Annotated in this window: 18 protein-coding genes, 1 tRNA gene and 2 pseudogenes; 11 read left to right on the top strand and 10 right to left on the bottom strand. The window is 45.7% G+C overall.

Features of this window, described 5'->3' with window-relative positions:
• The first annotated feature begins 171 nt into the window (after window positions 1-171).
• Both pyrF and A2F46_RS03120 read left to right on the top strand, forming a co-directional pair.
• On the top strand, window positions 172-900 hold the full coding sequence (gene pyrF / locus A2F46_RS03115) for an orotidine-5'-phosphate decarboxylase (protein WP_066566534.1): 729 nt from the start codon (window positions 172-174) through the stop codon (window positions 898-900).
• 629 nt (window positions 901-1529) lie between these two features.
• Window positions 1530-1931 (top strand): hypothetical protein, encoded by a 402-nt coding sequence (locus tag A2F46_RS03120; RefSeq protein ID WP_066566537.1) that lies wholly within the window; start codon window positions 1530-1532, stop codon window positions 1929-1931.
• A 213-nt stretch (window positions 1932-2144) separates the two neighbouring features.
• On the opposite strand, the gene A2F46_RS03125 is transcribed toward A2F46_RS03120, so the two are convergent.
• Entirely contained in the window at window positions 2145-4277 is a 2133-nt protein-coding gene (locus A2F46_RS03125) for an inverse autotransporter beta domain-containing protein (protein ID WP_066566544.1), read from the bottom strand.
• A gap of 570 nt (window positions 4278-4847) precedes the next feature.
• On the opposite strand from A2F46_RS03125, the gene A2F46_RS03130 reads away from it, so the two are divergent.
• From A2F46_RS03130 to A2F46_RS03150, 5 genes are all read left to right on the top strand, one after another.
• Window positions 4848-5387 carry a hypothetical protein gene (locus A2F46_RS03130; protein ID WP_066566546.1) on the top strand — a complete coding sequence of 180 codons (540 nt, stop codon included), beginning with the start codon at window positions 4848-4850 and terminating at the stop codon, window positions 5385-5387.
• Between the two features lie 39 nt (window positions 5388-5426).
• A complete protein-coding gene (locus A2F46_RS03135) occupies window positions 5427-6197 on the top strand; it encodes a hypothetical protein (protein WP_066566547.1) in 771 nt (256 codons plus the stop codon).
• Between the two features lie 434 nt (window positions 6198-6631).
• The gene (locus A2F46_RS03140) at window positions 6632-6880 is read left to right on the top strand and encodes a type II toxin-antitoxin system Phd/YefM family antitoxin (protein WP_066566548.1); all 249 of its coding nucleotides are present in this window, start codon (window positions 6632-6634) and stop codon (window positions 6878-6880) included.
• 5 nt (window positions 6881-6885) lie between these two features.
• Entirely contained in the window at window positions 6886-7146 is a 261-nt protein-coding gene (locus A2F46_RS03145) for a Txe/YoeB family addiction module toxin (RefSeq protein WP_066566551.1), read from the top strand.
• Between the two features lie 381 nt (window positions 7147-7527).
• Complete coding sequence (locus A2F46_RS03150) at window positions 7528-7737, top strand: hypothetical protein (protein WP_066566552.1); 210 nt, start codon at window positions 7528-7530, stop codon at window positions 7735-7737.
• Window positions 7738-7752: 15 nt separating this feature from the next.
• On the opposite strand, the gene A2F46_RS03155 is transcribed toward A2F46_RS03150, so the two are convergent.
• The 8 genes and pseudogenes from A2F46_RS03155 to gmk form a co-directional block, all read right to left on the bottom strand.
• Window positions 7753-7828 (bottom strand) — tRNA-Ile (locus tag A2F46_RS03155).
• Between the two features lie 45 nt (window positions 7829-7873).
• Complete coding sequence (rpoD, locus tag A2F46_RS03160; protein WP_066566831.1) at window positions 7874-9835, bottom strand: RNA polymerase sigma factor RpoD; 1962 nt, start codon at window positions 9833-9835, stop codon at window positions 7874-7876.
• Window positions 9836-9895: 60 nt separating this feature from the next.
• A pseudogene (gene dnaG, locus A2F46_RS03165) lies at window positions 9896-11679 on the bottom strand (DNA primase).
• A gap of 30 nt (window positions 11680-11709) precedes the next feature.
• Complete coding sequence (locus A2F46_RS03170) at window positions 11710-12156, bottom strand: GatB/YqeY domain-containing protein (protein WP_066566555.1); 447 nt, start codon at window positions 12154-12156, stop codon at window positions 11710-11712.
• Window positions 12157-12266: 110 nt separating this feature from the next.
• Entirely contained in the window at window positions 12267-12479 is a 213-nt protein-coding gene (gene rpsU / locus A2F46_RS03175; RefSeq protein WP_054600191.1) for a 30S ribosomal protein S21, read from the bottom strand.
• Between the two features lie 329 nt (window positions 12480-12808).
• Entirely contained in the window at window positions 12809-15340 is a 2532-nt protein-coding gene (locus A2F46_RS03180) for a bifunctional (p)ppGpp synthetase/guanosine-3',5'-bis(diphosphate) 3'-pyrophosphohydrolase (RefSeq protein ID WP_082783555.1), read from the bottom strand.
• Between the two features lie 24 nt (window positions 15341-15364).
• On the bottom strand, window positions 15365-15568 hold the full coding sequence (gene rpoZ / locus A2F46_RS03185; RefSeq protein WP_066566558.1) for a DNA-directed RNA polymerase subunit omega: 204 nt from the start codon (window positions 15566-15568) through the stop codon (window positions 15365-15367).
• A gap of 47 nt (window positions 15569-15615) precedes the next feature.
• A pseudogene (gmk, locus tag A2F46_RS03190) lies at window positions 15616-16226 on the bottom strand (guanylate kinase).
• Between the two features lie 271 nt (window positions 16227-16497).
• Between gmk and A2F46_RS03195 the strand changes: the two are divergent.
• Complete coding sequence (locus A2F46_RS03195; RefSeq protein WP_066566561.1) at window positions 16498-18123, top strand: CTP synthase; 1626 nt, start codon at window positions 16498-16500, stop codon at window positions 18121-18123.
• A gap of 259 nt (window positions 18124-18382) precedes the next feature.
• Window positions 18383-20536, top strand: a complete 2154-nt coding sequence (gene yccS / locus A2F46_RS03200; RefSeq protein ID WP_066566563.1) for a YccS family putative transporter — start codon at window positions 18383-18385, stop codon at window positions 20534-20536.
• 115 nt (window positions 20537-20651) lie between these two features.
• Here the strand turns inward: yccS and A2F46_RS03205 are convergent, their stop codons facing one another.
• Window positions 20652-21914: an NAD(P)/FAD-dependent oxidoreductase gene (locus A2F46_RS03205; protein ID WP_066566565.1), complete on the bottom strand. Its 1263-nt coding sequence runs from the start codon at window positions 21912-21914 to the stop codon at window positions 20652-20654.
• Between the two features lie 344 nt (window positions 21915-22258).
• On the opposite strand from A2F46_RS03205, the gene A2F46_RS03215 reads away from it, so the two are divergent.
• Both A2F46_RS03215 and A2F46_RS03220 read left to right on the top strand, forming a co-directional pair.
• On the top strand, window positions 22259-22672 hold the full coding sequence (locus tag A2F46_RS03215) for a RidA family protein (protein ID WP_066566569.1): 414 nt from the start codon (window positions 22259-22261) through the stop codon (window positions 22670-22672).
• 33 nt (window positions 22673-22705) lie between these two features.
• The gene (locus tag A2F46_RS03220; protein WP_066566581.1) at window positions 22706-23380 is read left to right on the top strand and encodes a DUF1028 domain-containing protein; all 675 of its coding nucleotides are present in this window, start codon (window positions 22706-22708) and stop codon (window positions 23378-23380) included.

Genomic DNA, 23380 nt, shown 5'->3' on the forward strand with positions numbered 1-23380 from the left:
GGCTGCCTGAAAAGGCAGTGTGTGCATGAGCGGCAGGTTTATGGGTGTAATCAACCAGATCTCATATTCTAATCAATAAGCATTATTTATAGACTGTATTTCAGATAACACCTATTGCCATATTGGGTTATGGGCTACCTGAATTGGGTGCATGGAATTAGGACAACAAAAATGAATCCTTTAGTGAGTGATGGCGTGGTGTTCCAAGAGCGTACACCGGTAATTGTGGCGTTGGATTTTGCCGACGCAGATACTACTTTGCGGTTTGTGCGCCGTCTCGATCCGACTTTGTGCCAGCTGAAAATTGGCAAAGAACTTTTTACCGCTACGGGGCGGCAGCTTACCGAGCAGCTTATTAATCAAGGATTTAAGGTTTTTCTAGACTTAAAATACCATGACATTCCGCATACTGTTGCTGCAGCATGCAAAGTGGCCGCAGAAATGGGTGTGTGGATGGTGGATATGCACGCCAGCGGTGGTCGTCGCATGATGGAAGCGGCAGTGGATGCAGTCTCTGCTTACGCCCATCGACCATGGTTGATTGGGGTGACGGTGTTAACCAGTATGACGCAGGAAGATTTGCTGGAATTGGGCAGCGATACACCTGTTGATGAACAAGTACTACGGCTGGCTAAGTTAACACAGATGGCTGGATTAGATGGCGTGGTGTGTTCCGCACAAGAAGCATCATTGCTGCGGGCGCAATTGGGTTCGGATTTTTTGCTGATCACGCCGGGTATCCGATTGGATGTGGCCAGCAATCAAGATGACCAACGCCGTATTATGACCCCGAAAATGGCGTTAGCCGCAGGCAGCAGTTATTTGGTTATGGGCCGTCCCATTACGCAAGCAATTGATCCCGTTGCGTTGTTACGGCAAATCAATGAGGGTCATGTGTAGTATCATAAGCAAGCTCATGCGTTTATAACATGGCTTCAATACTGGCCTGAAAATCTTTTCTTTTATGGTTGCTTAAATAGCTGAAATACCCATCATATACTGGTTTTTTCGTTGAAATCAAACGCATAATTTTTTGTTTCAATTGGCTTGTTCCACTTCTGCAGTGTTCAATCGACCAGTTAATTTCTATCTATTCAACCCCGTGCAAAATGAAAAATAGACTAGGAAGTCAGGCTGCTTTTAAAGGCATATATCAAAGCCACAAGAGCTGGACACTTTTGATCCATATTTGAAACAACGGCGTATAAAGCAGAAGCGAATAGGCCCCTTTGCTGTGCTGCTCATTTCGGCAGTGGAAGTAGAAAAGGGGGCCTAGATGTGGTAATCACTGTATTTAATATAGCACATGAGTTGAGTTGTCTTGGGAAGATTAGACTCAATCCCAAGTTAGGTCTAACTCCTCAATAGCCAATTATGCGCATGCCAAGAAATACCATTTACCACGGGGAATGGAAATTAAGATTGCTGACAAAATGGCCTATCTTAAGAAACTCGATGAAGATGCCAAGAAAAATAAATAAACGCGTCTTATGATGATTATTTGTGACAGACAAGGATGGTAGTGCCTCATGAATACACTAAAAAATGATGGTGTCTCTTATGTCTTACACCATATAGGTATTCCTACTCAAGAAGTAAGAAACGGAGAACGTTTTTCAGCAAAAGTAGGTATGTATACTTCTGATGATTTATCTGGACCTATACCTGTTCAATGGCATCGTTATACGCCATCTTCTCCTTTGCCTGCACTGATTAAAGAACAGCCGCATTTAGCTTATAAGGTAAATGATCTTGAAGCGTCTATTATTGGTCATTGCGTTATTTTAGGACCTTATGAGCCTATCGATGACTACCTGGTTGCGATGATTGATCACGGTGGTATACCTGTTGAATTGATACAAACAACATTGTCTGATGAAGAAATTTGGGGCAGAGCTATTTCAGGAGAGAAGACAAGTATTTATAGTTAAGTATTTGATATTAATGTATTATTTATTTATAAATACATATTTTTTATGTTTCTATTTTAGGCGTGCCAGTACGATCCATGTCATTTTCGAGTAGAATAGGTGAGTATTACTTTAACGATGAAACGCATTATTTATGTATATAGGTTGTATTTATAACTAATACGCTTCATCTAAATTCTAGGTTGATCTATGAATACCAAAACATCAAATGCATCAGATACTGCATTGGCTAAAGTCATTAATGGTCTCACCATTCACTTTAAATACGCTACCGTTGGTTTGATCCAAACTGCCTTCCATCCACTGCATGCTTTTACACAATTGATTGCTGTTGGTAACTTTAATTTCCCCATCCAAATTTTGCACAGGTCCCCATACTGTTAATGTCGATTGTTTGGGCGAATTGACGAGTACATTTTTGACCGTCAAATTTTTGACAGGACCGCCCAGAAATTCATAGTCACTGCCATAAAGAAATAGACCACTTGTCGCTGGGTTGTTAATGGTCACATTTTCCAAATGGATGTTTGCAGCAGGGTTTATGAATATGCCTGAGTTGTTGTTGTTGGATGTGGTCATACCTACAACGGAAATATCGTTGGTTTCATAAGCAGGTAAGCTTGGAGAATTGACAATCATCAAACCATTTACGCCGCCAGTGAGCTGAATGTCTGAAAGAGCAACGTTATGGCTTCCTTGCAAAACAACTAGATCCATATCACGCAATCCATTGGTTACTCGCTCACTATTGTCAATGGCGTAATGATTGATTTGTGCGTTATCAACACCAACCAACAATAAACCTTCACGTCGTGTATTGGTGATGCTGACATCATTAATCTTGATGTTGTTGGCCACAACATCATAGGCGTCCCCGTCATCATTGATTTTACTGGCGACAAAAATACCATAAGTGACATTCTGTGCATTGAAATGATTAATTTCAATATTATGCGACCCAACTGAGCTGAATGCAGCATTGGGGGCCCGATTGGGGTCACTCATCACAGCGTACTCACAAGCAGTATTATTATCGCAGATTGATAAATCATGTACTGATGTGTTGTTCACTAGGATGCCGTCCACACCATCCAGCTTGATACCATCGCCAGCTGTTTTGCTGATGTCTAAATGATTCAGCGTAATATTATGGCTTTGCGTGTGCAGATTACTGATCCCTGACAATCCACCAGACAATACAATGGTATCTACAACCGTGTTTGAGCCTACTTTAACGACGCTATTCGTATCTGAGCTGCTGTGTATGATGGCTGGAGAGGCTGCATATTGATATGTTGCTGTTTTACCTGATGCGGTTGTGAGTTGCAGCGTGCCTTGTCCGCCCAATAGGGTTTGACCATCGGGCACGATAATGCTGTTGTCTACTACTCCAGTACCACTGAATAAGGCCACCCCTTTATTTCCCAGCTCTGCAATGGCATTGTTTAGATCTGACACATTTACTGTTTTATTTGCTGCGAATTGGAATTCGGCAACTTTGCCATAATTATTTGCCTGTTCAAATTTTTTGGTTTGATACTGTTGTGGGTTGAAAACCAATTGCCGATTAACCTCTTTGTATAAGGCTTGGGATGGGGTATTGTCTGGGCCAAAATTTAATTTTAGCTGGAGTCCCAATTGGGTGTGCTTTTCACGGTCATAACCACCATATATGCCCAATCCTAGCGCTGTGTTCTTAGGCAACCAATCGGCTTTATTGATTCGCCATTCGCCACGTAGCCGCACACCATGGTTATTTCGCTCATTTTCTTTCTCTTGCCAATATGCCCCAGTGTAGAATTTTCCACTACTCTTGGGCGTCTGCCATACAGTAGTACCCAATTCGATGTCCATCGCATGGCCTAGACGCTCATGTTCGGTGACGGTAGTAATCCCCAAGTATTGGTCTTTGATTTCAGCCAGATCTGCGCTATTCAGGATGTTGGTGCGGTGTGAAACGGGGAAATAATAATTGGCATTGGCTTCCCATCTTGAAGAGAACCATTCGGCTCCGATGGAGCCTTGTCTATAATGTTTTTTACCTTGCGATTTAATGGAATCCAAATAGGCATTGATGCCGACAAACTGGGTATCATCCAATGAATATCGATATCCCAAGCCTAGGCTAGCAGCATGAGCTTGATTGTTGTTTTGATAGTAACGGACATCTAGGTATGGGACATTCCCTTGTTTTGTTTGATAAGGCATCATCAGTCCAGCACCGATTGTGTTGCCACCGTTGTACCATTGGTTCTGGATTTGCAATTGCGGTTGAATGCCGTGCGAGCTTGCCTGAATCGACAAAAACAAAATGGAGAAAGCGTAAAAGTGTGTGTATTTTTTCATGACGAATGATAATAATAATCAATTAAATATAATAACAAAGATTAACATTGCACTCAATGTTACTGTCAGTGATAAAAATAATATCTGAGTTAATTTCATGAAAAATTTGAAATTTTAATAATTTTAAGCCCATCAAATTTGGACTTGATGATGGGTTAAACGAGTGAAATGACCAGCGTTATTGCTGATTTTTTAAATTGATTGGTGGTTAAAAGAGGGAGATTCTTACTTACTGCTTGTGCTAAGCCTAAACCGCATACAATAATTTTGTACACAAGGTTGAACATTTGCTGGTGTACATGGCTAATAAATTTCAAAATGGCTATTTTTGTATCCAAGGCGATTTTAAGCCTGGTCGTTAATATACTTAAGTGATGTTAAGAACAAAGTGCTTTAATGTATAAGAGAAAAATATGAGAGGGTTAACAGATGAACAGCATGCAAATTGTTTTTACGGTATTGGCGATTTTCTATTTAACATATAGCTTTAAGACTAATTAATTGGTTTAGGTTTTATTTTTGGGCTTTTTTTGCATTGAAAAAATAGAATTATTTTAAAAATTTTGGGTAATGAAATTTGTGAAAAGCAGTAAAACCACTATGAATATTACAAGCAAAAAAATATATATGGCCTTAGCAATCTTCGGATCCATTGGTTTACATTCGGCGTTGGCTCAAGCGGCTGAAAATTATGTTGTTGAATCTTTCCAGAGGGATAAATATACGCTCAAATTAATGCTTGAGTTACCCCCCAGAGAGTTAGACTCCCAATACAAATTATATATCCGTGGAGAAGAGTGGGGTTTAAAGCCACAAATATCTTCGGTGCAATGTGACGGTAAATTATTACCTAAAGAAAAAGGTTATTGGCTCGCGCCAGCTGACTGTAGGCAAGTTAGTTGGTTGGTCCATGTTTTGCCCGTTAAAAAAAATACTACTGACGTTTCCGAGCAGAAAAGTATTGCTTTTGCCAATCCAGATTGGATATTGTTATCAGAGCCTACATCACTTTTACGAATTGCCAACCTAGATGAGCCTGGACGCATTTATTCAAAACTACCGTCTTTACCTTTAGTAGGCGGAACCCCTTTGGCTTCAGGTCATTTGTAGTTTGTACCTCCATCCAATGCTGCACCAGAATTTTATGTCTTGGGTAAAGCAAATAGAGCACAAAAAAATACATCTGGGTTTCTTGTAAAATATTTTGCTGATGATATAAAGAATGTAACGCAGTTAGGCTTGATTCCTGCTCATACTAAAGCATTAAACTATCTATCAAAAATTTTATTCCCTGACGATGACATTCCTCAGAATAATCGTTCATTAATGGTTGTATGGATTGGTGTGGATGCAAAGCATGGTTATGCTGGCGGTGCCGCGGGTGATAAGAGCTTTATCGCAAATTATTTAGTCAGCTCGAATAAATTGATTGAGCATAAGAATCGTGCTCAAACTTTAATGATATTATCTCGTGAGCAATTCCACCAACTAGTTGAAATTAAAAGGCATGGCTTAAATTCTTTGCCCAGTTGGGTGAATGAAAGCTTGGCCCAGTATTATGGGTTAAGATCTTTAGCAGAAGCATTGCCCAATGATCAACAGGCACAAGAACTAGTAAAATTATTCATTAGACCTGCAAAAATAATTACCCACTCTATGCCTGAAGTTGAAAAATTATTCTCTTCAGATCGTCCTAATGCCTTAGATTTATCCTACAACCAAGGTGCTACAATTTGGTTCGAGCTCGACAAAGCACTGAGATCTAATAAAAATAATTCAAATTTAGAGACATTTTTACCTGCGCTTTTAAGAATGGATTTTCCCGACAACGGAAAGCTGCCAGATGAATTTATTAGTGAAATGAAAGACCAAGAAAATCAATATGTTGATAAAGTACTATTAAAATACATTGGAAATTAATACGTTTATTTTGTTTTTAGACATTATTTTGATTGCGTAAATTAAAATATCGATCGCATTGATGTCTCCGAATTTAATGTCTTACATGCGTCTTTTGAATGCAACCAATCGCTTTTTAGTATGACATGTTCCTAATTTTTCAAATAAATTCTGAGGTTTTTATTGGTATCTTCAACATAAGTGTCAATTCAACGGGCAGATTTTTTTATAAACAAGTACTCAAAAAGCGCCGAGGCTGCTTCATGTGCATAACCATTACCTCCAAATGATGGATTAAAACTCTACCCAACAGGAAAGCGCCTTTAATGCATGATTTAGGTGTGGTAACCAAATCTTAGCATGGGCTGCTTTCTCGCCTATTTACGAGCATGAAATAACCATGTTTGTACATGTACATATTTACTGTACAATAATTAAAATATAAGGAGGATGTTATGGACAAGGTCATCTCATATACCAATGCTAGGGAAAATTTAGCTCAAGTCATGACTGATGTATGCAACGACAAAATTACTGCACACATCACACGCCGAAATGGTGAAAACTGTGTTCTGATGTCTGAAGAGGAATATGACTCCATACAGGAATCGTTATACCTTTTTAGCAACCCCAATAATGCCCGTCATTTGGAACGATCATTGAAGGATGCGGAAGAAAATCGTTTTGTCGATATTGAGCTGTAGCTGATATGGATCACCGATTCACGGAAACTGCGGCTGAAGATTTCAATTATTGGGTAAAGCATGACAAGAGAAAAGTCGATCGCATTAAAGTCCTTGTGACAGACATTAAACAAAATCACCCACAAGGAATAGGTAAGCCTGAGCCATTGAGGCATCAGAAAAGTGGTTTGTGGTCTCGCCGCATAGACAGAGAGCACCGTTTAATTTATTCGGTTGACGACGATATGTTGACGATATATGCCTGCCGCTATCATTACGACAAATAATTAATAATCAGATTCACCGAACCAGCCCGCTTCATCATCTGAAGCGGGTTCTTTATATCCAAAAAAGGAGATTCTTATGTGTTATGTAAAACAGTTTGATGAAGTGGAAAGCCTGAATGCCTCAATTAATGCAATTCTGAACCAAAATAAATTTGCTCAGGTTCAGATTCGACGCACTGAGCGCGGCTAGGAATTGAAGCAGGTGGCACGAGCGACGTTGATGGCCAAAATCAACCGAACTTTACGTGCCATGAAAAAACGCCCTGCTGTAACAGGACGTTTTTCAAATGATTGTCAGGGCAATTGGTAAAAAACCCGACGTGAGTAATCTTATCTATTTTGGTTGTGCCTGTAAAGCGGACCAACAAAGGACAATGTGCGATGAAGAAGCCAGAAGGCAACAATTTTACTGAAGCGGTTTTAATGACTTTCACCGTAGCGGTTTTCATCATGCTTTTTGGGCTGCTCTTTCTCATGGCCGTTGATCATTTAAGAGAACACGCGTTACTCTTAAATCAAAAAGTAAAAGAACTGTGTCACAATTCTGGCACAGTAAAAATAAGTGTTACATGGGTAAATGTAAAACTTTAATATTAATAGGTTTTTTGGTGGGCCCGGTCGGTTTCGAACCGACGACCAAGGGATTATGAGTCCCCTGCTCTAACCCCTGAGCTACAGGCCCGCGAAAGACGGCTATTGTAGCCGTCTATGCTATTACTGACAAGGTTTACTGCTTGTTTTCATCATTATCAAGGAAGCTTTTCAGTCTATCTGAGCGGGTGGGGTGACGAAGCTTACGCAGAGCCTTCGCCTCAATCTGACGAATGCGTTCACGTGTCACGTCAAACTGTTTACCCACTTCTTCCAAAGTGTGATCCGTATTCATATCAATACCAAAGCGCATGCGTAAGACCTTTGCTTCACGTGGTGTTAGGCTTTCCAATACATCTTTGGTGACTTCACGCAAACTGGAATACATTGCGGCATCGGAAGGGGCTACATTGTTGGCATCTTCGATGAAATCGCCCAAGTGTGAATCATCATCATCGCCAATGGGGGTTTCCATGGAGATAGGTTCTTTGGCGATTTTCATGATTTTCCGGATTTTGTCTTCCGGCATCTCCATCAGTTCGGCCAATTTCGCTGAATCTGGGTCTTCCCCATTTTCTTGCAAGTATTGGCGCGAAATACGGTTCATTTTGTTGATGGTTTCAATCATGTGCACCGGAATGCGAATGGTGCGAGCTTGGTCTGCGATAGAGCGGGTAATGGCTTGGCGTATCCACCAAGTAGCATAGGTAGAAAATTTATAGCCACGGCGGTATTCGAATTTATCCACTGCCTTCATCAGGCCGATGTTGCCTTCTTGGATTAAATCCAAGAATTGCAAACCTCGGTTGGTGTATTTTTTGGCAATGGAAATTACCAAACGCAAGTTGGCTTGAATCATTTCTTGCTTGGCGGCAGCCGTTTCATGCTCGCTTTTCACCATGTTCTTGTTGATTTGTTTGAGTTCATCAATAGAAACTTGGGTTTCGTGTTCTAAGTTGGCCAGCTGGTTTTGTTTTTCCACAATAGCGTATTGGAAGCGGTTTAAAGCTTCGTTCCATACCCGGTTCAATGCCAATTCTCGCTCTACCCAAGTAACGTCAGTGGGATTGTTCAAAAAGCTATTGATGAAATAATCGCGATCCATGTGGACACGGTTCAATGCGATGTCACGGATTTCACGTTCCAATTGACGCACTTGGCTTACGCGCATGCGCAGGCTATCGCAGAGGCTTTCGATTTGGCGTGTGGTAAAACGCACTTTGAGCAGTTCATCGGCAATTTGTGTACGCAAGTCTAAATATTTGGCATCTGAAGTATCTTTTTTGTGTAGGATGGCCACCATTTTTTCATAAAGTACTTGTATGCCATCAAAGTGCTCCAAAGTTTTTCGTTTCAGCTCTTCTAAATTGGCTGAAGCGGCCAAAGCAGCGCTTTCTTCATCGTCTTCTTCTGCATCATCTTCACTGTCTATCTCGGTATCGTCATCGCCTTCATTGCTGTTTTCGGCTTCGGCTGCTTCAACACCGATACCCAGTGCATCCATTAATTCTTCGTGTGGGTCAACAATGGCTTCAACCACGTCATCCACTTTAATTTCTTCTTTGCGGATGCGTTCAATTAAGGTCAAAATTTCGGCCACTGAGCCAGGACAAGCCGCAATAGCTTGGATCATGTTGCGTAAAGCATGTTCAATTTTTTTGGCGATGATGATTTCATCTTCGCGCGTGAGCAGATCGACTTGACCCATTTCACGCATATACATGCGAACGGGGTCGGTGGTACGGCCAAACTCATTGTCCGCACTTGACAAGGCGGCTTCGGCTTCGGCTACCGCATCATCATCCGTCATGTTGGCAGTGTTATCGCCCATCAGCAAGGCTTCGGCATCGGGTGCTTCTTCCGTAACCTGTATCCCTAAGCCTGAAATCATGGCCACGATGTTGTCAATTTGCTCCGCATCGGACATGTCATCAGGCAGAGCATCGTTGATTTCCGCATAGGTGATGTAACCGCGATCTTTGCCAATGATAATCAACTGGCGCAAGCGTGCCCGCTGTTCTTCGATGGTGAGTGGGCGATTGTCGGCCGAGTCATCATCGGCTTCGTAGTCGGTTTTTTTGGGGTTTTGATTGGCCATATATTGCACTCTGTTTCCGGCTGTTTTCAGGCAGCCCAAACTGGATTAATCGGTGCGCCTTTATTGATTTGGCGTCTGTTTGGATGAGCTCAACAAAGAGCGCAGCAATTGATTTTCTTCATCGGTGAGCGGGTGTTCACGCGATTTGCGTTTCAACGCATCAAGCTGTCTCAGTTTGAGGTTATCCCATAGTTTTTGCATGCCTGCTTTGAACGTGGCGCAGTCTTCTTCATTGTCAGACTGCAAAATATCCGGCGATGCCATAGCATGTTCGAAAATATGCTGGATGATGGGTTCAAATTCAGTATTGCGCATCAGTTCCAACACCGCACCACTGTTTAAAGGTGTGATGGAGGCTTGAATACGCTCAACCAGCGCAGCGAGGCATGCATCATCGCCGTGCAGGTCTAAATATTCGGGCAAATCTATATATACGGCCCATTGTGGATTTATCAATAGGGCACGTATTTGTTGCTGTACCAAACTCATCATTTCAGGCTGCCTGAAGGTTTGCACAGGGAGCTGATAACGTTTTTGTTGAATGTGGCGTTTGGGTGTTTCTTGGCCCAACAATTGGGCTAGATTGTGTTCGTCAATACCCACCATTTGGCTCAAGCGTTGGCGTAACAAATATGCCAGTGCCGGTGCCTTGATTTGTGCCAATAATGGGCTGCTGGTTTTAATCAATTCAGCTTTGCCTTCTTGGGTGGCCAGATTTAAGTTCTGACTTAAGGCTTGCCAGAAATAGGCAGACAAGGGCTGGCTTTGATGAATCAATGCATCTTCAAATGCGGGCGCGCCCTTGGCTCGAACATAACTGTCAGGATCGTGTTCCGCAGGTAGAAATAAAAAATGCAGGCTTTTGTCGTCTTTGAGCTGGGGCAGGGCATTTTCCAATGCGCGCCAAGCTGCTTTGCGCCCGGCTGAATCGCCATCAAAGCAAAAATAAATGTCATCACTTTGGCGCATCAATAATTTGATGTGATCAGCAGTGGTTGCCGTGCCCAAAGCAGCTACCGCATATTCAATGCCAAATTGCGCCAAAGCCACCACGTCCATGTAGCCTTCAACCACCAATACCCGAGCTGCTTCTTTGATGCCTGTACGTGCTTCATGTAGGCCGTATAGATGGCGGCCTTTGTCAAACAAAGGTGTTTCAGGCGAGTTTAAATATTTGGGTTCGCCTTTGTCGAGGATGCGCCCACCAAAGCCAATAATCTGTCCACGCGTATCTCGAATAGGAAACATAATACGATCACGGAAACGGTCGTAGTGTTTGTCGTCTTTGGCGATGACCATGCCGCTTTGCACCAAGGCATTGCTGGGGTAGGGCTGGAAGACTTTGGCCAGCGCTTGCCAATCATCAGGGCATAACCCAGCCCATAACGAGTGATAATGTTATCGTTGAGGCCGCGTTGTTGCAGATAGGCTTGTGCACGCGCAGAGCCTTGTAGCTGATGTTGATAAAATGTCGCTGCGGCAGTGGTAGTTTCTTCTAAAGTTTGCTGCTGTTGCTTGCGTGCTTTGCTGGCTGCTGGGTTGGCGGAGGTGGCGGATTTAGGCACCACCATGCCCACGCGGTCAGCCAAAAATTGCACCGCTTCAACAAAGCTCAGACCTTGATATTCCATCACAAAGCCTACTGCGGAGCCATGGGCACCACAACCGAAACAATGGTAAAACTGTTTACTGGGGCTCACTGAAAAAGACGGTGATTTTTCTTTATGAAACGGGCAACAAGCCATGTAATTCTGGCCACCTTTTTTCAGTGGCACGAATTCATCAATCACATCAACAATGTCGATTTTGTTGAGCAGTTCGTCGATGAATTCGCTGGGTATCATGGGTGTCCTGTTTTCAGGCAGCCATTTGGCTTAGGCGCTTAGAAGCTGTTTTAAGGTTTTGCTGACATCACCCATATCGGCTTTGCCAGCCAACTCGGTTTTGAGGACGCCCATGACTTTGCCCATATCGCTCATTTTGCTGGCGCCGGTGGCGGCAATAGCGGCTTGAACTGCTGCGGTCAATGCTTCTGGGCCCATCATTTCAGGCAGGTATTTTTGCAGTAAGTTGATTTCGGCCTGTTCTTTTTGTGCCAAGTCGTGGCGGTGGCCTTCTTCGTACATGTGCACGGATTCTTTACGTTGCTTCACCATTTTGGTCACGATGGCAATGAAACGCTCGTCATCGACTTCCACTCGTTCATCAACTTCAACCTGCTTGATGGCCGCTAAGGCCATGCGAATGGTGGATAAGGCTTCGGCATCGTGGCTGCGCATGGCAGTTTTCATGTCGTCTTGTAATCGTTGTTTGAGATTCATGACAGACTTCTTCAATCAATAATGCAACAGATAAAGGCAAATACCGCAAGCAAGGCCTGCGGTATTCCAGTTATTTCAGGCAACCCAAAAGCTGCCGCACCAAAATAAAATTAGTACAATTTTGGTGGCAATTGTTGGCTGCGCAGGCGTTTCTGCAGGCGTTTTACTGCGGCTGCCTTTTTGCGTTTGCGTTCAGTCGTTGGTTTTTCGTAAGCTTCACGGGCACGCAATTCGGTCAATAGACCAGTTTTTTCTACGGCGCGTTTAAAACGGCGCATGGCAACTTCAAAGGGTTCGTTTTCTTTTACACGAATAGCAGGCATTGCATTTGTTCCTAAATTGAATGGATTCTCGGTTTCTAGGCTGCCTGAAAATGGGCAGCTATTGCACGATGTGTGCACATACAGGCTTAAAATTAGGTGCTGTACCAACCCGAAAAACATCACCTCCTAAGGTGCACTGCTGTAATGATGATTAATATTTAGCCGTAAAAAACCACGGCCTTTCAAAAAGGTTAGGAATTGTCTTGTTTTTTAGGTTATTTGTCAAGCCATCTGTTGCTCATGCAAGCCTTGCATGCTGATTGGATTAATCAATCCAATCAAGTTCTAGGCGTGCTATTTTTTGTACAATGAGCAATCCAGAGTGGGGATTAGAGCCGGTTGACGCGACGAATTTGAGGAATGGAATGCAATGCTCGGATGATTTTGGTAAGTTGTTCCAAATTTTTGACTTGTAAAGCAAAGCGAAATTCGATGAAGCCGTCGGTGCCTTCTTGTTTTTTTGACGGAGTTTCTACCGATTCGATGTCGGCTTCGTTGGCAGAAATGGCTTGCGCCATCAATACCAATAGTCCGTGTGAATCCTGGGCAGCAACGTGCAGGCTGACATGGTAAGTGTTTTGTTGGAAATCATCCCAGCTGGCATCAAGTTGGTTGTCAGGATCCGCTTTCAGAATGTTGCTGCAGTTATCGCGGTGAATGATGATGCCTTGGTCTTTGATCAACAGTGCCTTGATGGTGTCGCCCGGAATCGGGTTGCAGCATTTGGCTAAGTGGATGCGCCCCGTCTCGTTACCGGAAATTTTGATGGGGGATAGTTTGACTGTGCCGCCAAAATGCTCTCCTGCTAAATCAGCGATGTGCATGGCTACGGCAATGGGCTGTAGTCGACCCATACCTACGTCATAAAGAACGTCTTCAAAGGCAGTATTTTTATTGGCTAAATCGGCTAGATACTTCTCTTTTAAGCTTTCAGACAGCAATACATTTTCCGGCAATAGGCTCGATAATGCTTTGTGCAGCAGGCTCTCACCCAGTTTAACCGCATCGGCGCGATTCATGTTTTTAATCTGATTGCGAATGGCGCTGCGGGCGCGGCTGGATACCGCAAAACTCAACCAAGCAGGATTGGGCCGCGCTTTTTCAGAGGTGATGATTTCTACCGTGTCACCAGTGCGCAATTTGGTACGCAAAGGCATCATATTTTGATTGATGCGCGTGGCCACGGTTCGGTTGCCGATATCGGTGTGCACCGCATAGGCGAAATCAATGGGGGTGGCACCTTCAGGCAACACCATGATTTTGCCCTTGGGCGTGAAAATATAGACTTCGTTGGGAAATAAGTCGACTTTAACATGCTCCAGAAACTCCAGCGCATTGTCGCTTTCTGCTTGTAAATCCAATATGGTTTGCAACCATTGGTGGGTGCGCATTTGTGCTTGGTCGAAACTGCTCTGCTCGCCAGATTTGTACATCCAATGGCTGGCTATGCCGCCTTCGGCAATGGCGTCCATTTCATGAGTGCGAATTTGCACTTCAATAGGTAGGCCGTAAGGGCCGACCAAGGTGGTGTGTAAAGACTGATAGCCATTGTTTTTGGGGATGGCAATATAGTCTTTGATTTTGCCTGGTTTGGGTTTATAGAGATTGTGCAAAGCACCCAGAGCCGCATAGCAAGCCGGAATGTTATTGACGATCACACGAAAAGCATAAATATCCATCACTTCCGCAAAATGCAGATTTTTGGCACGCATTTTTTGGTAAATGCTGAATAGGTTTTTTTCGCGCCCTTTAATTTGAGCTTCAATATTGGCGCCCACTAGGCGCTGACTAAATGCCCTTAAAACTTTACCGACCACATCTCGACGGTTACGACGAGAGGCTTGCAGAGCTTTTTCCAATACCCGATAGCGTTCGGGATGTAAGTGTTTGAATGATAAGTCCTGCAGCTCACGGTATACCTGGTTAAGGCCGATGCGATTGGCCAATTGCGCATAAATTTCCATGGTTTCTTGCGCAATGCGACGACGACTTTCTGGTTTTTTTGCGCTCAGCGTGCGCATGTTATGCAGGCGATCGGACAGTTTAACAATGATGACGCGAATGTCTTTGGTCATTGCCAAAATCAGCTTGCGGAAGCTTTCCGCTTGGGCTTCTTCTTGGTCGTTATATTCCAGTTTTTCCAGTTTGGATAAACCGTCTACCATGTCGGCGATGGTTTCGCCAAAAGCATTGGCAATTTGCATTTTGCCCGTGCCCGTGTCTTCCATAACGTCGTGCAGCACGCCCGCGCACAAGCCTTGCACGTCTATGTGCCATTCAGCCAGTTGAGTAGCCACAGCCATGGGGTGCGTAATGTAGGGTACGCCGCTGTTGCGAAACTGACCGTGGTGGGCGGCAATGCCGAAATCACACGCTTGGTTGAGCAGGCTTTTCTCTTCGGTTTTAAGATAGGAGGCGGTTTTGAGCAGATGTTGGCGTGAACGCTCAATAATGGCGTTGTAAGTGTCTTCGATTTGCTGATGACACAAAGCCAATTGCGCATCAAAATGGGTGGCACCCACGGTATTGATGTGCGCCATGATTTCTAAGCCTACGTCGCCCAGGCAGGGTTTCAGTTGTGCTGCATCTGCTGTTTCGCCTAAATCTTCCATGGCGATTTGAACCAATACCCCGGCCAGTGCATGAACGCGGTGTTGCTCTTGCGCCAATGCGGTGGTCAGCGCAAAGCTACGCATCAGCAAAGAGACTTTATTGCTCGCTTGTGCGTGATGAGATACATACGCACAAGCAGTTTCTAACAAAGCATAGCGCTCTTCTTTTTTCAGGTAGCCTGTTTGTGCAAATAAGGCTTCCCGCCATTGTGCTACATGGGCGGGATAGGCTGTGCTTGCTGGATACATGGGCGACCTGTGTGCGGCTAAAAATTATTTTTGTTGATTTAAAAGTTCAACACCAATTTGCCCAGCCGCGATTTCCCGCAATGCGACAACGGTGGGTTTGTCGTGGTCTTCTTCAACCAAGGGGGTTGCACCATTGGCTAATTGGCGTGAGCGCAAGGCTGCGGTCATGGTGAGATCAAAGTGATTGGGAATGCGTCCGATACAGTCTTCTACGGTAATGCGAGCCATGGTTTGTGTTCCAATGTAAGAATGAATGGGTTTATTGTCGCTAAATTTCAGGCATCTGCCAAGACGCGAATGATGCTTTCTTGTTGTGCGCTTTGAGTCAGGCCGCGAGAACGGATGATGTGAATGAGATCATTTTCGGCTTTATCTAAGTCTTCGTTGATGACCACGTAGTCAAATAAATAGGCTTGCTCGATTTCATTGCGCGCCTTATCCAGGCGCTTTTGTATCACTTCGGTGCTGTCTGTGCCACGGCCGGTGAGTCGCTTTGCCAATATGGCAAAAGTGGGTGGCAAAATGAAAATGCTGGTGGCTTCTGGTAATAAGCGGCGTACCTGCTCAGCGCCTTGAATATCGATTTCCAGAATGACGTTGAAACCTTGTTGCGTTAAATGAGCGAGCCAGATGTGCTTGTGCCGTAGTAATTGCCATAAACATTGGCGTGCTCCAGAAAGGCACTGGCGGCAATCATACGCTCAAATTCACCAGTATCAACAAAATGGTAATGAACGCCGTCTGCTTCACCTTCTCGGGGTGCGCGGGTGGTGTGTGAGATCGATACTTTGATGTCAGTATGGTGGCTCAGTAGGCGCGAAACCAAGGTGGTTTTGCCGGTGCCAGAGGCCGCCGAAACAATGAAAATTTGGCCAGTTTTTTGCATGAGCACATCTGCCATCAGTGAGAATATAGTCAGGCGCGCTATTATGCCACAACAGGGCTTGGTTGACTATGTGCGGTAGAGTCAAAATCAGTGGCGTCAATCGTGTGGCTATGCCAAAAATAAAGATAACTAAACGGTAATCGGGAGAGTCATGGCCGTCTTGAATAAAGAGAGAAAGTGTGCTTTCAGGCAGCCCAATCTTGTGATTGTGTGTCTTTCATTCAGGCAAGGTTTACGCTAAAATGCCCCATTCAAATCCCTTGTTATTGCCATGACCAAGTTTATCTTTGTGACAGGCGGTGTGGTGTCTTCCTTGGGGAAAGGCATTGCCGCTGCGTCTACCGCTGCCATTCTCGAATCGCGTGGCTTGAATGTGACCATGCTCAAGCTCGATCCTTATATCAACGTCGACCCTGGTACCATGAGCCCGTTTCAGCATGGCGAAGTGTTTGTAACCGATGATGGTGCCGAAACGGATTTGGATCTGGGTCATTATGAGCGATTCATCGATGCCACGATGAAAAAGCGCAATAATTTCACTTCCGGCCAAGTCTATGAAAGCGTGATTCATAAAGAGCGCCGTGGCGATTATTTGGGTGGTACCGTGCAGGTCATTCCGCACATCACCGACGAAATCAAACGTAAAGTACACGAAGGGGCTGATGGCCGCGATGTGGCCATTGTGGAAATTGGCGGCACAGTGGGGGATATCGAATCATTGCCTTTTTTGGAGGCTATACGTCAGATGCGCAGCCAATTGGGCCGCAATAATACCTTGTTTGTGCATCTTTCTTATGTTCCTTATATAGCAGCGGCAGGCGAAATCAAAACCAAACCCACTCAGCATTCGGTCAAGGAATTGCGTGAAATCGGTATTCAACCCGATATCTTAGTATGTCGTATGGATAGGCCGATGCCAGAAGAAGAAAAGCGCAAAATTGCGTTGTTCTGTAATGTGGAAGAACGGGCAGTCATCAGCTGCTACGATGCCCCCAGTATTTATGAAGTGCCCAAAATGTTGCACGATCAAGGCATAGATACCATCATCTGTGAGCAATTACAGTTGAATGTGCAACAGGCCGATTTAACGGCGTGGAATAAAATCGTGTATGCCATTGAGCATCCGAAACACAAAGTTAAAATTGCCATGGTAGGCAAATACGTGGATTTGACTGAATCCTATAAGTCTTTGTCTGAAGCATTGAAACATGCTGGCATTCAAACTGAAACCGAGGTGGACATTCACTACATTGACAGTGAATCCATTGAGCATGAAGGTATTGATGGCTTGAAGGGCATGGACGCTATTTTGGTGCCGGGTGGGTTTGGTAGCCGAGGTGTGGAAGGCAAAATTGCGGCAGTGAAATATGCCCGTGAGAACAATATTCCTTATTTGGGCATCTGCTTGGGCATGCAAATTGCGTTGATTGAATATGCGCGCGATGTGGCAGGCTTAACGGGAGCTAATTCTACTGAGTTTGATTTAAAGACACCGCATCCGGTTGTGGCTCTGATTGATGAATGGCAAGACCGCGATGGCCAAATTGAAAAACGCGATGCGAATACGGATTTGGGCGGTACTATGCGCTTGGGCGCTCAGGAGGTGGTGTTGGAAGAAGGGACTTTGGCCAAACGCATTTATGGTGACGAACACATTCGCGAGCGCCACCGCCATCGTTATGAAGTCAACAACCATTATGTACCGCAGTTGGTGAAAGCGGGTTTGGTGGTGGGTGGTTTTTCGGCAGGCCATGAGCATTTGGTGGAAACCATAGAATTGCCAAATCATCCTTGGTTTTTTGCCAGCCAGTTCCACCCAGAATTTACGTCCACTCCGCGAAAAGGTCATCCGCTGTTTACCGCTTTCATTAAAGCAGCATTGGCGCATAAAGCTTAATTTAAGCCATGGGTATTTTTAAGGCTGCCTGAACGTTTCAGGCAGCCTTGTTTGTGTCATGCATGTGTTGTCAATTTTCCTTTGGTTGATTAAACAAAAATAAATCAGTTGCTGGGTTGGTTGAGTCTGCTTGCTTGAGAACTGCCATGGCTGTTTTTCGGATAATCATGGTTTTTATCGTGGCGTGAGTGAATATTTTAGCTTATTGCTGTGGGTGACTCTGCTAAAATAGCGCCTGCCTGATTTTGGACCTCGTACCATGAAAGCCATACCCGTTCGCGCCAGTTATATTGCCAATCTACCGATGCTGTTGAGCATGACGCTGGCAGCCGTGTGGGTATGGCGTTTCCAAGCGATTGAAGAAAGCGCGGCCTTATTTTTGGGCATTATTGCGGGCGGGTTGGTGGACATGGATGACCGCTTAACTGGTCGCTTGCGCAATATTTTTTTCACCTTGATTCATTTTTCTTTAGCCTCGGTGGCGGTGCAACTAACCTATGGTCAACCGTGGTTGTTTTCCTGCTTGATGGTGGTCGCTGCATTTACGGTTACATTGGCCGGCGCCATTGATGTGCGGTATCGCACCATTGCTTTTGGCACTTTATTGGTAATGCTGTACACCGTGCTCACGCACATGCCACATATCCCGTTGTATCTCAATCCGCTGATGCTGGTCTGCGGCACCGTGTTGTATAGCGTGTGCACGATTTCTTTGCATTTGATGTTTCCACACCGTCCTGCTCAGGAAAGTCTCGCCGATGCCTATCATAAGCTGGCTGATTATATGCGCGTTAAAGCGCAATTTTTCGACCCAGATGAGGCAGATTTTTTGGATGCCAAAGAAATTCGGCTGGCCATGAATAATGCGGCGGTAATTAATGTATTCAACCAGTGCCGTAGTGCTTTGTTTTATCGTTTGCGCAGCCAACACCGTCATCCACGGACCATTCGTATGTTGCAATACTATTTTGCGGCACAAAACATGCATGAGCGCATCAGCTCTCGACATGTTGAATACCGTGATTTTGCGCACAAGCTGGCGCACAGTGACCTCATCTTTCGCATCCAGCGGGTCATTGTACTGCAAGCTGAAGCCTGTCAATCGATGGCTGATGCGCTGCGCAAAGATGAAGATTATGCCTATGACGATATTTTGAGTCGTGCCGGTACAGGCTTGCGCCAAGCTTTTAAGTTATACCGCGACGAACATGCCCACGATGCAGGCATTCCTTATTTGAAACAGCTGATAGACAACGTACTGGCCATTAGTGAACAGTTGCACCGATTGCCGTACATGCAAGACGTGAGCCAAGTGAGCAATGGCGATGAAACCCGCATCGCGGGGCAAGACGTGGATCGCATTCGTGATATTTTACCGGCATTGCGAAACCATTTGAATTTTGAATCATCGGTGTTTCGCCATGCTGTGCGTTTGGCTATTCTCACTGCTGCCAGCTGCTTGATTGTGGAGCTCTTTCATCTGCCCATGGGCTACTGGATTTTGCTCACTGGCGTGATTGTGTGTCAACCTAACTATTCGGCGACGACCACGCGTTTGAAGCAACGCATTTTGGGAACTTTATTGGGTGTGTTGGTGGGCTCAGCCGTGCCTTATTTCGCCCCCAATTTACCTGGGAAATTGCTGATTGTGGTGGCGGGAGCTACGTTGTTCTTCGTGTTTCGTACTCGGCGATATAGTTTTTCTACATTTTTTATCACCATTCAGGTATTGGCTGGGTTCTCAATCCTCGGCATGGATACGCCATCGGCCATGTTATCGCGTTTTGTGGATACATTGCTGGGTTCGGCGCTGGCCTGGTGTGCAGTGTCCTATTTATGGCCAGACTGGCATTATTTAACCTTGGGTAAAACGGCGCAGCGAGCACTGCAAGGCGATGCCGAATACTTGCGCCAGGTGGCCCATCAATTACACAGCGGACACGCCGATGACGTGGTTTACCGTACCGCGCGTCGCGTGGCACACGAACGTGCCGTGGCATTGAGTGCAGCCGTATCGGATATGTCAATAGAGCCCAAAAAATATGGTTCACGCTTGCCGGATGCACTCACATTATTACAGCTAAATTACGCGCTCATCAGCAGTATTTCGGCATTGGGTGCAATGCGTGCGCAAGATGATGAACAAAAATGGCCGCTGATGGAAGCCGATTTTATGCGGCAATTTCATCTTGTGGCGGAGGACATGGTTCGCTTGATGGGCCAACCACCCGATGATCACAGCATCGAAACTTTGGCACACATTCAGCAACAATTACGCGCCTTTGAGCCGGCTGACGAGGATGATGATGTGGTCAAACATGTGCTGTGGTCGCAATTGCAGCGCATCGCTGATCGTCTCAAGCCTTATTTTGATACGTTACAGCATGAAATTGACTTGAAGCAGGTTGCCTGAACGCAGGTGTATGCTGGGTAGTGCGCGCGAGGTGTTCATTTTTTGCGGGATGGCTGACGAATGATCAAAAAAAGCCGACCAGGGCCGGTCGGCTTGTGATGAGGAATGATTTTTTTCATGCCAAACGCTTGGCGGTGCCGTGGTATTCGCGGTATTTGCGCTGAATGTCGATGTGGTCAGCGATGCGCTTGGCGTCATGCCAGACACCCCAAATGAAACTGGAACCACGTCCAGACAAATAAGGCAAACCCAAGAAATACACACCAGGTTCGGTCGAAATACCTTGTGTATGGCGGGGTCGGCCATTTTCATCAAATGCATCCACGTCCAACCAACTAAAATCCAAAGCAAAGCCAGATGCCCAAATAATGCTGCTGATACCGGCTTGAGCTAAATTCAAACTTAAAATGGGCTGAGTAATGCATGCTGGATCTGGCAGCAGTTCGCGTGCAGCCGGTTCGGGTGGCAAATCCAATTCATTGCGCTCGATGTATGCATCGGCGGCATCCAAAATGGCGATATAGGCGGCTTCACCTTCATGGACATTGGCGGCTAAATCATCGGCAAAAGTCACTTCTTTGTCGGTAAATGAGCGGGTCATGCCCACCAAAGTAATGCCTTCTTGTGCCAAGCGTTTGAAATCGATGTTGACGCCGCCATGGGCACCGCTAACGGCCAAACCTTTGAGCGGGCCATTGTCTGTTTTAACCATGTCCCAGCCACCCAATACGCCTAGCCACCATACATTGTCACGATTACGGTAACGGCGGGGTGGACGTTCATGCTTGCCCACAGACAAATACACCTTTTTACCGGCTCGGTTTAATTCGTCGGCAATTTGTACGCCGGATGAGCCGCCACCAATCACCAATACTGCGCCTTCAGGCAACTGTTGGGGATTGCGGTATGCATCCGAATGGATTTGATACAGATCGGAGTCTTTGGGGGCAATGGCCGGAATCACGGCCTTTTGGAAAGGGCCGGTGGCAGCCACCACGCGTTGGGCTAAATAGCGGCCATCTGTGGTTTCGACCACAAAGCCCGCACCTTGCTGGTTGTGCTGGACTGACAATACAGTAACCCCTGTTTTGATGGGCGCGTTGAATTTTTTGGCGTAGGCTTCCATGTATTCCGCCACTTGTTCGTGGGGTACAAAGGCATCTGGATCAGCAGCAAATTCCATATTGGGGAAACGGTCGTGCCAGCAAGGCCCATTGGCCACCAGTGAGTCCCAACGGCGGGTTCGCCAAGCTTCGGCAATGCGGTTTTTTTCCAACACCACATGATCGATGCCGAGGTTGCTCAGGTGTTCACTCATAGCGACGCCGGCTTGGCCTCCGCCGACCACCAAAGTATCAATGGAAATGGTTGCTGTCATGTTGTTTTCCTTAAGTTGTGCGCTCATGCGTTCACGCGATGGCGCGGCTGTGTTTCAGGCAGCCTGTTTGGGGTATTACGCGACAGGCGGCTTGTTGATGGTGCCAATATAGGCAGCTTCTTGCCTCGGCGAAAATCGCATTAGCCAAAGCTTTGCATCGGAAAAATTGAAGTGGCACTTGCTTGCCTGAAACCCGGTATGAAACAGCAACATGGCCAATGTCATTAGTTTGGGCATTGGGTTGGTACGGTTTTTTTGAATGGCATACTTAAAAAAGCCTAATTGTGTTGGCGTCTGAGCCGGCGATAATGACAACACCTCAACTGATTTGCAGGAGCTTGATCATGAAACACACACGCATTCGTCCATTTAATACCAAAGACACTTATCCAGAACAAAATTTAGACAATGATTTGTGCCAGGCTGTGGTAGCCAGTGGTCGAACAGTGTTTTTGCGGGGCCAGATCGGCCAGAATCTTGACACCTCTGAAAATGTGGGTGTGGGTGATGTGGAGGCTCAAGCCGAGCAAGCGATGGCCAACATCAAAATGTTGTTGGAAGAAGCAGGCGGCGAATTGGAGGATATTTGCAAGATCACCATTTATTTGATTGACCCGCGTTATCGGGAAGTGGTCTACCGCACAGTAGGTCGGTGGTTGAAAGGTGTTTACCCTGTGTCTACTGGTATCGTGGTATCAGCCTTGGCTCGCCCCGAGTGGCTGGTGGAAATTGATGCTACTGCCGTTATCCCGAATTAATCACGCCAACCATCTTTGCTAGGGGAGCACGTCATGACTTTTTCGATTATTGCCCGTTGTCGTGAAACCGGTCAATTTGGTGCCGCCATTTCATCTTCTTCTCCGGCGGTGGCTTCGCGCTGCATTCGGGCGCGTGCAGGCATTGGTGTCGCGGCCAGCCAAAATGTCACCGATCCCCAGTTGGCCAATGTGTTGTTGGATTTGGTGAAATACGACTTGACGCCCAAGCAAGCACTGGCTGAATTGCAAAACAGCACCGAATTCATCGCTTATCGGCAATTGGCTGTGCTCAATGCGACGGATGAACCGGCGGCATTTAGCGGTGTGCACACTTTAGGGGTGTTTCATACTTCAGTGGGCAAAGATGCAGTGTGTTCAGGCAACCTGTTGGCGGCCCCAAGCGTTACCGATACTATGTTGGCCGCTTTTGATGCGGCAACAGGGGTGCTCGCCGAACGGTTAATGGCCGCGATGCAAGCCGGCGTGGCCGCAGGCGGGGAGGCCGGGCCAGTTCATTCAGCAGGGCTCATGGTAGTGGATAAAATGCCTTGGCCCGTGGTGGATTTGCGCGTTGATTGGGCTGAGCAAGATCCGATTGCGGAACTGTATGCGGCATGGAAGGTGTATGAGCCGCAAATGGTGAGTTATGTTCAGCGGGCACTAAATCCCACATTGGCACCCAGCTATGGCGTGCCCGGTGATTTATAA

It is taken from the genome of Snodgrassella sp. CFCC 13594, assembly GCF_001590725.1.
In the GTDB taxonomy this organism is placed as follows: domain Bacteria; phylum Pseudomonadota; class Gammaproteobacteria; order Burkholderiales; family Neisseriaceae; genus Snodgrassella.

Coding starts and splice junctions, on each gene's coding strand:
- A2F46_RS03205 (WP_066566565.1), bottom strand. CDS start 21,914: ATGACAGCAACCATTTCCATTGATACTTTGGTGGTCGGCGGAGGCCAA.
- A2F46_RS03180 (WP_082783555.1), bottom strand. CDS start 15,340: ATGTATCCAGCAAGCACAGCCTATCCCGCCCATGTAGCACAATGGCGG.
- rpsU (WP_054600191.1), bottom strand. CDS start 12,479: ATGCCTGCTATTCGTGTAAAAGAAAACGAACCCTTTGAAGTTGCCATG.
- A2F46_RS03120 (WP_066566537.1), top strand. CDS start 1,530: ATGAATACACTAAAAAATGATGGTGTCTCTTATGTCTTACACCATATA.
- A2F46_RS03140 (WP_066566548.1), top strand. CDS start 6,632: ATGGACAAGGTCATCTCATATACCAATGCTAGGGAAAATTTAGCTCAA.
- pyrF (WP_066566534.1), top strand. CDS start 172: ATGAATCCTTTAGTGAGTGATGGCGTGGTGTTCCAAGAGCGTACACCG.
- A2F46_RS03195 (WP_066566561.1), top strand. CDS start 16,498: ATGACCAAGTTTATCTTTGTGACAGGCGGTGTGGTGTCTTCCTTGGGG.
- rpoD (WP_066566831.1), bottom strand. CDS start 9,835: ATGGCCAATCAAAACCCCAAAAAAACCGACTACGAAGCCGATGATGAC.
- A2F46_RS03150 (WP_066566552.1), top strand. CDS start 7,528: ATGAAGAAGCCAGAAGGCAACAATTTTACTGAAGCGGTTTTAATGACT.
- yccS (WP_066566563.1), top strand. CDS start 18,383: ATGAAAGCCATACCCGTTCGCGCCAGTTATATTGCCAATCTACCGATG.
- rpoZ (WP_066566558.1), bottom strand. CDS start 15,568: ATGGCTCGCATTACCGTAGAAGACTGTATCGGACGCATTCCCAATCAC.
- A2F46_RS03145 (WP_066566551.1), top strand. CDS start 6,886: ATGGATCACCGATTCACGGAAACTGCGGCTGAAGATTTCAATTATTGG.
- A2F46_RS03170 (WP_066566555.1), bottom strand. CDS start 12,156: ATGAATCTCAAACAACGATTACAAGACGACATGAAAACTGCCATGCGC.
- A2F46_RS03125 (WP_066566544.1), bottom strand. CDS start 4,277: ATGAAAAAATACACACACTTTTACGCTTTCTCCATTTTGTTTTTGTCG.
- A2F46_RS03130 (WP_066566546.1), top strand. CDS start 4,848: ATGAAATTTGTGAAAAGCAGTAAAACCACTATGAATATTACAAGCAAA.
- A2F46_RS03215 (WP_066566569.1), top strand. CDS start 22,259: ATGAAACACACACGCATTCGTCCATTTAATACCAAAGACACTTATCCA.
- A2F46_RS03220 (WP_066566581.1), top strand. CDS start 22,706: ATGACTTTTTCGATTATTGCCCGTTGTCGTGAAACCGGTCAATTTGGT.